At 35.1% G+C, this 13933-nt stretch carries 8 protein-coding genes; 3 read left to right on the top strand and 5 right to left on the bottom strand.

Annotation, left to right across the window (positions count from 1 at the left end):
• Positions 1-13: 13 nt before the first annotated feature.
• From C8N28_RS11545 to C8N28_RS11555, 3 genes are all read right to left on the bottom strand, one after another.
• Complete coding sequence (locus C8N28_RS11545; protein ID WP_132225081.1) at positions 14-3322, bottom strand: TonB-dependent receptor; 3309 nt, start codon at positions 3320-3322, stop codon at positions 14-16.
• A 150-nt stretch (positions 3323-3472) separates the two neighbouring features.
• Positions 3473-4627 (bottom strand): FecR family protein, encoded by a 1155-nt coding sequence (locus C8N28_RS11550; RefSeq protein ID WP_132225083.1) that lies wholly within the window; start codon positions 4625-4627, stop codon positions 3473-3475.
• A 160-nt stretch (positions 4628-4787) separates the two neighbouring features.
• Positions 4788-5381 (bottom strand): YbhB/YbcL family Raf kinase inhibitor-like protein, encoded by a 594-nt coding sequence (locus C8N28_RS11555; protein WP_221410230.1) that lies wholly within the window; start codon positions 5379-5381, stop codon positions 4788-4790.
• A gap of 391 nt (positions 5382-5772) precedes the next feature.
• Between C8N28_RS11555 and C8N28_RS11560 the strand changes: the two genes are divergently transcribed.
• On the top strand, positions 5773-6633 hold the full coding sequence (locus tag C8N28_RS11560; protein ID WP_132225085.1) for a GLPGLI family protein: 861 nt from the start codon (positions 5773-5775) through the stop codon (positions 6631-6633).
• Between the two features lie 24 nt (positions 6634-6657).
• Positions 6658-9288 (top strand): peptidase associated/transthyretin-like domain-containing protein, encoded by a 2631-nt coding sequence (locus C8N28_RS11565; protein ID WP_132225087.1) that lies wholly within the window; start codon positions 6658-6660, stop codon positions 9286-9288.
• Here the strand turns inward: C8N28_RS11565 and C8N28_RS11570 are convergent.
• Entirely contained in the window at positions 9283-10074 is a 792-nt protein-coding gene (locus tag C8N28_RS11570) for a helix-turn-helix domain-containing protein (RefSeq protein ID WP_132225089.1), read from the bottom strand. The genes C8N28_RS11565 and C8N28_RS11570 overlap by 6 nt on opposite strands.
• Before the next feature lie 139 nt (positions 10075-10213).
• Between C8N28_RS11570 and C8N28_RS11575 the strand changes: the two genes are divergently transcribed.
• Positions 10214-10507, top strand: a complete 294-nt coding sequence (locus tag C8N28_RS11575) for a hypothetical protein (RefSeq protein ID WP_132225091.1) — start codon at positions 10214-10216, stop codon at positions 10505-10507.
• A gap of 6 nt (positions 10508-10513) precedes the next feature.
• Here the strand turns inward: C8N28_RS11575 and C8N28_RS11580 are convergent, their stop codons facing one another.
• Positions 10514-13906 (bottom strand): family 16 glycoside hydrolase, encoded by a 3393-nt coding sequence (locus tag C8N28_RS11580; protein WP_132225093.1) that lies wholly within the window; start codon positions 13904-13906, stop codon positions 10514-10516.
• Between the last annotated feature and the right edge of the window lie 27 nt (positions 13907-13933).

The raw sequence follows: 13933 nt of genomic DNA on the forward strand, positions 1-13933 counted from the left end.
AAATTTCTGTAAATTAAAAACTAAGATTTACTCCTAAAGTATAAGAACGAGTCTTAGGATAATAGTTCTGGTTATCTATACCTGGAGATAGACCTCCAAGTGATACTTCTGGATCAACTCCTGTATACTCAGTGATTGTAAATAAATTTTGGGCGGTGACATAAATTCTAGCGGTACTAAAACCTTTTATACCTGTCATATCAAAATTATATCCCAATGTTGCATTATCTAACCGTAAAAAAGACCCGTTTTCTAACCACCTACTTGAAGCTACCGGAGTTTCAAATATCCCTTCGTCAGCGGCAATTTCAAGCACATTATAGGTGCCAATCTGATCCAATCTAGAAAGGTTTGCACGAGTAGCATTAAATATCTTATTACCATAAACACCTCTTATAAAGATATTTAAATCAAACCTTTTATATTGAAAAGAGTTAGACCAGCCAAAAGTAAACTTTGGTAAGGCATTCCCCATTACCTGATAATCATTCGGTGTAATTAGCTTATCTGAAGTAACAATCTCTCCATTGCTATTTTCATAAATTGTTTTCTGTAAGTCAGAATCAAAACCTAAATATTTCACAGTATTAAAAGTGCCCACAGCTAAACCTGGTTTAACAAGATGAACATACTGTCCGGTCCATCCAGAAAGACCTACACCACCTTCTAATCTTTGTGTTACATTTAAGTTTCCGATATTGCTACTTAAAGAACCAATTCGATTTTTATTTGATGCGAAATTTGCGGAAGAATTCCATTTGAAGTCTTCCTTATTTATTATTTTAGCATTTAATGCTACCTCAATTCCCTTATTGGTCATCGAAGCACCATTAGCAAGTAATCTATTATATTGATATGGAGGAGTAGGAACGTCATAGGTATACAACAAATCATTTGTCTCCTTTGAATAGTATTCAATTGTTCCACCTAAAACTCCTCTAAAAATTTCAAAATCTAAGCCTATATTAAACATTTGTGTACTTTCCCATTTCAAATCAGGATTAGGATTCTGAATAACAGAGTAGCTATTCGTCCACTCTCCATTATATAAGAATTGAGAGTCTTGTGGTCCATATAAAGTCATGGATCGATATGGTGGAATATTTTGATTACCAGAAACTCCAAACCCAGCTCTAACGCTTAAATTATTGATCCAATCATGATCCCTTAAGAAGTTTTCTTCAGAAACTCTCCAAGCTGCCCCTGCCGATGGAAACATTGCCCAGCGATTATTTATCCCAAATTTAGATGACCCATCTCTACGTAATGTACCACTCAAAATATATTTTCCTTTAAAACTGTAATTAATGCGGCCGAAATAAGATACCAACTGTGATTTTGCTTTTTCAGGAAAATCTCTATAATGTAGTGTAGCATCCCCTTGTCCAAACGACAGATTGCCGCTTCCTATAGCATCAGATGAAAAAGTGTTTTGTCTTCCGCTAATTCCATCATTGATAATTACCTGTTGATAAGAATAACCAAGTAGCGCTTTAAAATCATGGTCATCATTCAATATCTTTGAGTAATTCAATACAGACTCAAAAGTATTATCAGTATTTTTAATAGAAGAGCGTTCAGCGTACCCCATTCCATTCGCCTGAACAGAGACGTCTCCCCTTTCCATATAATAGTTTCTATCATAATCTTCTCGTTGTAATGTTCCGGAAAGGTTAAGATTCAAATCGGGAAGAATTTTAACATCAAGACTTGTATTACCTAAAAAGACATTCCTTTGCCGATCCTGGTGTCTCTGATTAAGCATTGCAACAGGGTTTGAACCTCCTACTCCAACCAATTGATAGTAACCTCCATACATATTATATTGTGGATCATTGCTAGTAATAGGTGATATAGGTAAATAAAGAGCTGAATTAGCAAAGACACCATAATCTATATGATTGGAATTATTAATACTCGTACTTAATGTAAGTCCAAATTTCACTCTATCATTAAAAAGATCCTGAGTCAAAGCAAGTCTTCCAACCATACGCTCATAATCGTTATTCTTTACAATACCAGGATTATTAAAATAAGTTAACGAAGCATTGTAAGTAGATGATTCACCACCTCCTCTTAATGAAAGACTATGACTCTGAGAAACTGTTTTTCTAAATATTTCATCTTGCCAATCCGTATTAAATCCATTCTCTAATCCGTTTACCACTAAATTATTATCAGCAACAAATTTTCTATAAGCCCCAGGACTTAATACTTCTACACCTTTTGAGATGCTTTCAAATGCAGTATATCCACTATAATTTAAAACGGCCTTACCAGACCTACCTTTCTTAGTGGTTATTAAAATTACTCCATTAGCTGCTCTTGATCCATAAATTGCAGCCGAAGAAGCATCTTTTAATATATCAATAGAAGCGATATCTTCAGGAGCAAGCAAATCAATGGAAGCACCCGGCACGCCATCAATCACGTATAGAGGTTCAGAACTTGCTGTTAATGAAGACGGTCCTCTTAACTGAATGGTCGACCCTGCTGTAGGATCACCTCCTGGTCTATTAATTACCAAACCAGCAACTTTCCCGACAAGCAATTGACTTGGCGAAGAAACTACACCGCCATTAAATTCATCTGGAGAAACACTTGTCACAGAACCTGTAATTTCATGTCTTTTTTGAGTTCCGTATCCAACTACGACAACCTCGTCCAATTCCGATTCTGCCTCTTCTAAAACAACATTGATTGAGTTTTTCCCATCTAAAGGAACTTCCTGTTCAAGATATCCAATATAAGATACGATCAAGGACTCATTTAAACTTGGTATATTTAACGAAAAACGACCCTGGGCATCGGTTGTAGTACCAATCTCGCGCCTTCCCTTTAAACTAATCGATGCGCCTTGTAAAGGATTACCATCACTATCTATAATTACGCCAGAAACTGGCACGTCCTGCTGAGCAATCAATACACTCTGAGCTGGAAAATCACTGCTACCCCGTATTACATCAACAGTAACAGTACCAGCAATTAATTTATATCTCATTTGCTTATCTTCAGTAAGTCGATTAAGCGCATCGTCCACATCTACATTTCTCACGACAATATTTACAGATGAGGCTCGCTTTAATACTTCATTACTATACAGAAACCGATAACCAGTCTGCTTGGTTATTTCTGAGAAAACTTGCTCAATTTTTGCATTCTTAAATGAAAGTGTTACTTTCTGAGCCATGCTCTCGGCTCTTACACCCGTCACTAATATTAGCAATAGAAAAAGGGTCATCTTCATGATTAGTATGATTCTATTGGTGGTTGGAAAGCCAGAGGAATCTTCTGGCTTTTTGTCAAATAAAAAGTATTCCATACTTTTACTGGATTAAGGTTAATTAATAAGTTATTTAAATGGTTATTCGGTTAGCCTTAGCTATTCGGAGGTGCTACGAACACCTCCGTTTTTTTATTAATGGTTATGGGGGGTAATAATTGTATATATTCATCATAGGCTATTGGTTAATTATTTAAATTGTATAGTAATATTTCTTCCTGAAATATCATAAGTAGAACCGCTTATATAGGTTAACATTTCAACAACTTCTGATAAGTTTACATTCCTGCTTATACTTCCACTAAACATCTTATCTTTTGGAATCTGTCCTTCAAAGTTTATACTTATATCATACCAACGAGATAGCTGTTCTGCAATTTGAAGGATATTGTCATTTTTAAAATAAAAATCTCCGCTCTTCCATGCAACAGCTTTAAGCGTATCGGCCCGCTGGATAGTAATATCTTTTCTAACAATAGCTTCTTGTCCTGGCTTCAACAATCGTTGATCTGTCTGGCTTGCTATCTTCACTGATCCTTCCATTAAAGTAGTCGTTACGGCATCATATGAATTAATATTGAAACGTGTGCCTAATACTTCTACTTGAGTACCATTAACATTCACAATAAAAGGTCTACCAGTATCATGTGCAACTTCAAAATAAGCCTCGCCTTTCAAATAAACAATGCGCTCATCGTTATCAAAATTTACGGGAAATTTTAATTCAGACATTGCATTTACCCACACTTTAGTACCATCAGACAATATTAAACTATACGTTCCTGCTTTAGGGACTATCAGCGTATTATAAATTAATCCTCCACTTGCTAAACCTGAATTTGAATAATTTATTTGACCATCACTACCCATAATTAATGTTCCATCTTGTTCACTGAATGCACCTTGATGCCCCTCCAAACCAACTGAGCTTCCATCCGATAATACCAATTGAGCTTTATTACTGCCAGGTAATACATCATCTTTAAGTTCCGTTATTGCATCAGGCGTGACTTTCTGAATAGACGATGTTGATAATCTAAGAAGACTTATTGATGAGAACACGATTAAAACCGCCGCTGCAGCATAACCCGTATAACGAATCATCATTTTCAATCTATCCTGCTTCTTTTGATGAGAAATTCTTTCCCATGCTTCATCTACATTAACTTTACTAATAAAATCAATATCACTTTGCGCAGAATATCCTTTAAATGAATCTAAGAGTTGTCTGTTTTCATCTTTCTCTCCCAACCATTTCTCTAATATTACTTCCTCTTCTTCAGAGATAATACCCTGAAGATATTTACTTATTAATTGAGCGATATAATATGGTTTTCCTTTCATTACAATAAAGACACGCAAACTTAATATTGGGGTGACAAGAAATAATAATAACTTCCTAAATGAAAGAAAAGCTCAGATATGGGAAAAGCAAAAGGAGCCCTCCATAACGAAGCGGCTCCTTTTTAATTTAGGTTTATAAATGGTTAGTATTATTCAATAATTATTGCGGACGTTTAAATAAACCTACGTAAGCAGCTTTACCAATAACATGTCCCTCCATTGCATTAAAAATATTTATTTTAGTTTGAAGCCCTGTTTCAGCAGGCTTTAAATCCAATTTTATATCAAGTGCATACAGCTCAAATACATAATGATGCAAAGGACCAGTAGCTGGTGCACCCGGACCACGATATTGTGCTGTAGAACCATTAATTTGATAACTACCATCTGGAAGCTGTGAACCAGCAGGTAATCCTTCTGCTAAAGAAGTTGAGGTAGCCGGAATATTCCAAACAATCCAATGCAAATTATCATTGGTAGTTTTGTTAATTGCAACATCTAAATCATGCATATAAAGAACAAAGCTCTGTGTACCTGCAGGTACGTTTGTCCAATCTAACTGAGGTGAAGCACCACCTCCAGGAGCAGCGCCTGGTGCAGCCTGAGTAAATTTATTAGGTATGATACCTCCATCAGGAAATGCTGTTGAAGTTAATGTTAGCGGCGGTGTTCTTACCTGGGCTGCTTGTTGTGCAAAAACTGAAACTGAGCAGATAAGCAATGCAAGCATAAAGGATACTTTCTTAATTTTCATCGTCGTATAATTTTGGTTAATTTATTTTGGCTTAAATTTATTAATTTCTATGTAATATATACAATCTGTTCGTTTAATAATAAATCCATTAATTGCTGTTAAAATTCAACCCTCAGATAATTCGCCACAGTTCAAAATTGAATTACAGCAAACACAAACCCAACCTAAATTCGAACATCAAAGTCCAACATCTAATTTGCTCCTATCAAAAATACTTAATCATCATTAAAATCTCGATATTATAATAAGATTTTAGTATTATTATATAAAGGAGTTCGATCTGACCAACGAAGTAAACCCTTCAATAAAAAAATATTTTTATTTACGAATATTTCGTAATAATATGATACATTCGTAATAGCATAACGAACCTTTAAGAAATTATATAATTATGAAAAGAAAATACATCCTATTATTAGCACTGATAGTGTTCTTAAGTCAAAATCTTATAGCACAAGACAATGAAATAGCCTTAGCTAAGATTCATTATAACTTTGTACATATCAATGATACCACGCAGCTTGATAAAAACCATCACAGTGAAATGGTCCTATACTTAGGTCAACACTCCTCTTTCTATACAGATTATACCAATAAACGTATGGAAGAGGCTCTCAGAAAACAAGTTGAAAGTCCTAGTTTCGACGGAAGCCTTACCATTACAGGCATTGGATCAGGAACGCCAGAATCCTATTATACGGTCCCAGCTAGAAATCTACTTCAGCAAACATATAGCCTAAACGGTGAAAATTATTTAGTAGATGAAGAATTTCCCGAATTAAACTGGAAAGTAGGACAAGAAACTAAAATAATAGGAGGATATAATTGTCAAAGAGCTGAAACCCATTTTAAAGGTCGTGATTATATAGCCTGGTTTACAACAGATATTCCCTTTCAAGCAGGCCCTTGGAAACTGCAAGGCTTACCTGGTTTGATTTTAGAAGCAGCTGACAGCAAAAACGAAGTTCAATTCAAATATGCAGGTTTTGATAAAATTGAAACCAGTGGGTTAACAGTAGGCATACCCGAAAACACCATTAAGACGAACAAAAAAGCATTAACTAATCTAATAGAAGCAGTTAGTAAAAATCCCGCAGCAGCAATGAAGGCTAGTTCACAAGGTGGTGGTAGTAGCTCAGCTTCTCCTTTAGACTCGATAATAGATCCTTCTAAAATAAAAAGTATTTCAATAACGAAAGATGCAGTTTCAAAATCGCCCATTACCAATAATCCAATTGAGCTTGAAGATTAATAAAACGATACAAAAGCTTGCTCAATGAGAATTATCCTTCTATTTATTTTATTCCTTTCTATTGAATATTCTTATGCTCAAGAATATTCAATAGCGGGCGCTCTTAAAACTAAAGACGGTGAGGCTGTTTCGTTTGCCAGCATATTAATTAAGGATCCGGAGAACAAAGTTCTGGTTTTCAAAACAAGCGATTCAAACGGAGCTTTTACATTGACAATACCAAAAACTACAGAAGCAAACAAATTGGTACTTGAGATCAATCACCTTGGCTATAAGAAGATCCATCAAGATATAAAAGAAGGCATATTAGATTACGAGATCTTAATGGAAAAGCAAGCCATCGATTTATCAGAAGTGGAAATAAAAAGCAAACCTATCATTCGAAGTATAGGCGATACATTATCCTACAACATCGATTCTTTCGCTAAAAATGAAGATCGATCAATTAACGATGTAATTAAACGCTTACCAGGAATGGAGGTAAATGAAAATGGCAAAATAAAATTTAACGGCCAGGATATCTCTAATCTCTATATTGACGGTGATGACTTACTGGATGAAAAATATGCTTTAGGAACTAAAACCATTCCATATAACATGGTGAAAGACCTAGAAGTATTACAAAATCATCAACCATTAAAAGTATTAAGAAATAAAACGCTTAGTGATAAGGTTGCAATAAATCTTGTCATTAAAGAAGAAGCCAAGCTAAAACTTAGCGGTCAGGCAAAACTAGGCTTAGGCCTCCCTAAACAGTATGATGGAGAGCTAAACAGCATCCTTTTCAATAAGAAATATAAAATGCTTAATATTTTAAAAGGCAACAATATTGGGAAAGATCTATCTTCAGATTCTCAACCAGCCGGATTGCTATCATCTGGCACTGTGGGCAACCCTGGCTTAGCGAAAAACAGGTATTACTTTAATAATTCTGTATCTGCCAATGCCAATAATTTAATTAACTATAAAAATGGATTGCAATTAAAAGTTGGGATCAACATGCTGTTAGACAAAAACGAAATGAAGTATAATAGCATAACCAATCTATACTCCACTAACGATACCATTCAATACAGCGAAGAGCAAAATATTAACAATCACCCTTTCTTAACCGATATAAACTTAAATGCACAATTTAATAAGGAAAAATACTATTTTAATAACACTTTAAAACTCATTTATTCAAAAGAAACAAGCTCTTCTTCCCTGCTCAGTAATGAGGCAAACATGAATCAGCGATTAAAGAATCAGGTTCAAAGCTTTTCCAATGAATTAGAATATGTGCCTGAATTTAAGAATAAAAACATCCTACATTTCAATTGGCATCTCAGCTATTCTAATCAGCCGCAAACTTTATCTATCCGACCTGGTATTAATGCAGCTATTTTCAATGAAGGAATTCCTTTTGAAGCTATCAATCAATTTGCAGAAACTCCTACATTGGATAATCGTGTTTCTATAGCCTATCAACTTACGAAAGGAAGAATAAAGCAAAGCTATCAAGCAGGTATTGTAAATGAATTTCAAAACCTTAATTCTCAACTAAGATTTAAACAGTTTGATGGCTCAGAAACATCCTATCAATCCGATCATGATAATGACCTAAACTGGAATCGCAACCAATTCTTTGTTAACGGATCGTATGAATATAAAAAGGGCGCACTAGAATCCGTCTTTTCAGTTCCTGTAATTTTACAACGAATCTCCTATGATGACAAAAGTTTTAATTTAGATAAATCAGAAACACAATTACTCATCACTCCAACTCTAAGAATAAAATATCTGACAGGTTCTGAAAACTACCTGTCTTTCAATTACAAATTCAGCAACGAAACAGGAAATATCAATAATGTATTTCGCGGAGCAATACTCAGTAATTACCGCAGTCTGCAAGCCAATGATGCAGATTTACAAAAACAGTATAAACACAATCTAAACTTAGATTATAATTTCAGACGTTCTATCAATATGTTATTTATGAATGCTGGAGTTAATTATGTAACCACAAAGTCAACTACCATCACCTCCAATATAATCTCAAATAACATCTCTCAAACAATCCTCTTACCCTTAATTAATCATGTAAACAGCTTCAACATTCATGGAGGTATCAGTAAATACATTTTCAGCTTGGGAGCTACAGCCGACTTAAAGGCATCTTGGGGATACACACATTTTAATCAGCTTTTCAATAATGACCTTCTTCCTTTTAACAACATTTCGTTTATGCTTAATCCAAGCTTGGAGGCACGATTAATAAACCGTATTAGTATAAACTATAGCAGTATAGCTACCTGGACAACCAGTAAATCGGAAACAAAAAACAACATCGCTATACTTCCAGATCGTCAAATTCAAAACCTGGATCAATCTATAGGACTCACCTACGCTCCATATAAAAACACCTTTTTAAGAGTAAGCGGCAGGCATCAACTTACTAAGCAACCAGGAACTAAAAACGTTAATTATTTCTTTGCCGACGTAAATGCAAGCTATAAAATAGCCAAATGGCGCACAGATATAGAGCTTAACTTAACAAACCTGGCAAATATTACCTCCTATGAAACTCAAAGTATTTCAGCTAATAGCTCCGTTTATAGCAGTTATCAATTAAGAGGGAGAATGGCTGTACTTAAGTTTATCTTCAACTTATAGAAGTTCTCCGACATCAAACGAATAAACTCCTTTAAATAACTTGTTGAAATAGGCTGGCGTTTCAAATCCGGCAAGATAGGCTATCTCAGAAACAGTGCGATATTTGCCTGTTTTAATAGCTTCTTTAGCTATTTGTAGCCGTATAATACGGATATATTGATTAGGAGTAATCCCCATAATGGCTTTTGTACGTCTAAATAACTGCCTTTCACTCATTGCCATTTCATTACTCAGCATATTTATATTCAACTCAATTTTACCGGTATATTTCCTGATCAGCTTTTCAAACTCAGAAAGCCATGCCTGGTCGGCTGCAGAATACTCATCACCTATTCCTTCCTGAGAAGAATTACCCAAAATATCTGCTATCCTTCTATATTCTTCCAACTTCTTTCTATAGGTGATATCTTTAGCAATTGCAAAAATAACCTTCTCACTTTCAATAGTCATGGAAGTCCAGGTTAACCATACAATCTCGTTGCTCTTTGTTATATACCTATTTTCAAAACGTAAAAGAGGGTCATTATTTCTTATAAGCCTTCGCGTTCTTAAAGTTTCCTCTCTATCCTCAACATGTACAAAATCAATGATTAGCCTCTCAAATAACTCTTCTTTCGTATAACCTAAGGTCTTTGAAACAGCCGCATTTATTTTTTTAAAATACCCATCGTAGCCCGCAATACATAACAGATCGGGCGATAATTCAAAGAATTTTTCCAAGTCAAAAGAACCTTTTGAATCAGGTGTATTAACTGCCGATTTATCTATCGAAGGCGAATCATTCATTATAAGGCAATTTCCATGGCTAAAAATATTAAAAAACAATAGAATGTTTATTAACTATATATTTTGTCAGTTTTGTTCACTCAAATGTCAGTTTTATTAAACTTTATTAGCGGTATTTTGAGATATTAAAACCGAAAAGATGGAAATACTCGAAAAACCAATAGAGGTTGATTATAATAAAAACTTGTTAAAAACCGTAGCAGTACTATATAGTCTTCACAATGAACTATTAGCTCAATTAGCTAACCTGGTTAAATATAGCGAAACAGATGAGACAGATAAGTACATTACTGATTCACAAATCACAAACTTAATATCTTCTAAATCAATAAGCTCAATAGATTCTAATGCTCAAGATCTAATCGAACTTATTGAATTAATGAAAGAAAAGATGAATATCCTCTTAAACAGAACACTTCAACAAACAATGTAAAAACATTTACAGTTCTTTAATACGGATATTTTTGAAATGAACTTCAGATCCATGTCCTAGAAAAGCGATATGACCGCTAGTTCTTTTTAGGCCCGGATGATCCTTTTTATCCAGTGTACCATTCTTCACAGCTTCACTTAGATTTCCACTTAAAATTACCTTTCCGTTTAAAGTTACTTTAATATCATTTCCTTTAATATAAATCTCTTCCTGATTCCACTCACCCATTGGTTTAAGAGCACCTCGCTTTGCTGCAAGAATACCATATACAGAACCATGGTATTGATAAACTTCTAAATCCTTATACATATCAGCATCATCATCCAATACCTGAATTTCCATTCCAACATAAGCAGCATCACCGGTTAAAGGACTGCGAATCCCAATTCCATTATTAGCTCCCGGCGTTAAACGAAACTCAAAACGATAAACAAAATCACCAAATTCCTCTTTGGTATATAAGTTACCGCCTGAATCTTTAGTAGGATAAATAGCTAAAGTTCCTTCATCACTTACAACATAAGCCGATGTATTACCTTGCCATGAATCTAAATTAGTTCCATCAAATAAAACTTTAAACCCTTCGTTTTTCTCTTGTTCATTCAACTGAAAAATCTCTTTTCGTGGAAGTTCTTTTAAGAAGATATCCCGATAATACACTAAAGTTCCATGTGCCTGAAGCTCAATCTGCTCAACAGGGAAAATAGATTGATTTCTATCCCAATAGTTCTCTAATGTAACATTATCCACAACCAACTCTCCATTTAAATGAACAGTTACTTTCTCCCCTACCATTTTAATCTTCATGGTATTCCAATCTCCCAAAGGATTATCAGCAACCTTCGATGGCTTACTTTCATTCTCCTTATTATTATACAAACCTCCGGAACCAACTTCAGCACCTACATCTGTACGCGAAATATCCCACATCTGTACTTGAGGAGTTCCGCGCAAATAAACACCCGCATCTCCATCTTTTCCATTTTTATCAAGCTTCCAATCAACAAGCATCTCAAAATCACCATATTGCTTTACAGTTGCAATATTATTTCCCTTTCCCGTAAAAGCCAATATTCCATCTTTAACAATCCAGCCCTGACGCATTTCTTCATCAGCTTTTACTTGCGCAGCAGCCAATTCCGATTCACTCATTTTACTTCTTTTAATCGGATCAGCAACCAATCCCTTCCAACCGCTCAAATCTTTACCATTAAACAATGAAACATAACCTGCTCCTTTTGGCATTTCATCAATATGCTTAATTACTGCTTCTCTCAAATACCCACTCTCACTGCCACTTAAAAGCTCAATAACTTTATTAAGCAGGCCTTTAACATCTTCACCATTATAAGCCGGATTTAGCAAAGCAATGTTCATAACCGTGTTTGCAGCAACCCTTCCCAATTCCTTATCATCTAAAAAGGTTCCAGCAAACCTCAATGCATTATAGGTATTCGTTGCCTCAATATTTCTCAGAATACTCTGCTTTTGTGCAGCAGTCTGAGCTACTTCCATTAAATCACGATAGATCAAAAGCTTTCTTTCTCCAGTAATGTCAGAACTTGCAGTAAGACGAACCAAACCCTTCACTATAGCATCTAATTGGGCAGCATTTGTTGTTGTTCTACTTAAATCAATCAGCGTTTGAAGCGCACTTTGGTCTTTCCAGTTTGCTAACGACAATATAACCGCATTCTTTAAATCTGCATTATTCGTTTTGCCTGTTTCAATAACAGCTTCTAACGCATCTTTACCACCGATACCTGAAAGAACTGTTAAATACTTAACTTTCTGCTGATCATTCTGGCTATTATACTGACTAAGAATACTTGATATATCTTGATCTTTATTCGCACTATTTTCTACACTATTTATAATAGCTTGTTGAACATTCTTATTATCACCGTTTGTATTCATTAAAGCTAATAGAACAGGTAAATCAGTAGAACGCACTATTTGAGGAAGAGCCTCAAAAGCTGCCTTTTGTACAGCAGTATCATTATCGGTTAATAAACCCTTTATAGCAGAAAAACTTCCAGGATAAGCACGATGCGAAAGTACCTCAATAAGAACTACTTTATTTTGAGCAGTAGCTGTCGGAAGAGCTTCAACTAATAAAGGTTGAACCTGCTCTCCTCTCATGGTTAAAAAAGCCTCTTGTATCGCAGATCTATCAGTTGTATCTCCTTTTGCTAATAAGTTTAATAAAACAGGCAGAGCTTTATCACCCTCTAGTTTTGATAAAGCAGCAATAGCGCTGGCGCGTTCAGCACCCGACTTGCTCTTTAAAGACTTTTGTATTGAAGAAACAACTGAACTGTTATTGCTTCTAGCCAAAAATGTAATAAAATCAGCTTTGGCATCTGCATCAGCTTTCTTCAAACCTTTAACCCAATCATTGATAGTAGACTGGTTTAAAAATGGAGAAGCTAATTTTAATGCAGCCACACGATATTCCAAATTCTTATCATTCGCAGCTTTAACCAGACTCTTTGTATAATTCTCACCGTTTATTTTTGTCAAAATACTCAATGCAGCAATACGAGAATCTACCTGCAAATCACTATTCGTGTTTTTAAGTAAATCATTCGCTAAACTTTCAGCTAAAGCATTATTTTTCCCTACCAATTGTGAAATATAATGAATGTAAGAACCTGTAGCATTCGTTACATCATAAACATAATTCACGCTTGAAGCTGCATTCTTAAGAGCATTTGCAGATGCCGGCCCGGCTATATTAGAAAGTGAATATAATAACACCTTTTGTACATCCGGATTACTGTTTCCAATCATTGGCAATAATACCGATTCAGCTGCTGCGTACTTCGAATCACCCAAAGCTTCAATAACAGAAATTAATGCATGACCTTTTGCAGAAGGCAAAGCACCAATAAGAGCTTTAGATGCCAATTCAGAGCCAATGCTTGCTAATGCCCGCGATGCTTTTTCAGAAAGATATTCATCTGTTAAAAAAGGAGTTAAAGCCACAACTGCATCATCTTTTCCAGCCTTATGCAATAAGGAAATAACATATCCCTTATTATCTTTATCAGCAACTTCATTTAAAGCAGCATTAAGGCCTTGCACATATTTTGCACGTTGACTCTCTTTACCTGCTTGTTGTACATAAAAAGCATAACTGTTTGTAGCGTATTCAAGTTTTGAATTATTTCCCTGTCCGGGAGGAGTTAATGTCTTTAATAAAGCAGTAAAATCAGAAGCTTGAAAAGCATCCATTTGCTTCATGGCCTCATTTAATTTCTGCTCATTCAGCGAAGGCTGTTGAGCAAGAAGATCAGCAATCTTTGTTGTGGTAGTCCGTTGATCAACCTGTTGAGCATAGACCGGTGATTGCTGAATAAAAATTGCAAATAATACTAAATATAATAATTTGTTCATGAGTCTTTTATTGGCTTTATGAAATAA

Origin of the sequence: Albibacterium bauzanense (assembly GCF_004339765.1) — a bacterium.
In the GTDB taxonomy this organism is placed as follows: domain Bacteria; phylum Bacteroidota; class Bacteroidia; order Sphingobacteriales; family Sphingobacteriaceae; genus Albibacterium; species Albibacterium bauzanense.

Bases quoted from the DNA above. Each gene is read 5' to 3' on its own strand.
- C8N28_RS11545 (WP_132225081.1), bottom strand. From the start codon at position 3,322: ATGGAATACTTTTTATTTGACAAAAAGCCAGAAGATTCCTCTGGCTTT.
- C8N28_RS11550 (WP_132225083.1), bottom strand. From the start codon at position 4,627: ATGAAAGGAAAACCATATTATATCGCTCAATTAATAAGTAAATATCTT.
- C8N28_RS11555 (WP_221410230.1), bottom strand. From the start codon at position 5,381: ATGAAAATTAAGAAAGTATCCTTTATGCTTGCATTGCTTATCTGCTCA.
- C8N28_RS11560 (WP_132225085.1), top strand. From the start codon at position 5,773: ATGAAAAGAAAATACATCCTATTATTAGCACTGATAGTGTTCTTAAGT.
- C8N28_RS11565 (WP_132225087.1), top strand. From the start codon at position 6,658: ATGAGAATTATCCTTCTATTTATTTTATTCCTTTCTATTGAATATTCT.
- C8N28_RS11570 (WP_132225089.1), bottom strand. From the start codon at position 10,074: ATGAATGATTCGCCTTCGATAGATAAATCGGCAGTTAATACACCTGAT.
- C8N28_RS11575 (WP_132225091.1), top strand. From the start codon at position 10,214: ATGGAAATACTCGAAAAACCAATAGAGGTTGATTATAATAAAAACTTG.
- C8N28_RS11580 (WP_132225093.1), bottom strand. From the start codon at position 13,906: ATGAACAAATTATTATATTTAGTATTATTTGCAATTTTTATTCAGCAA.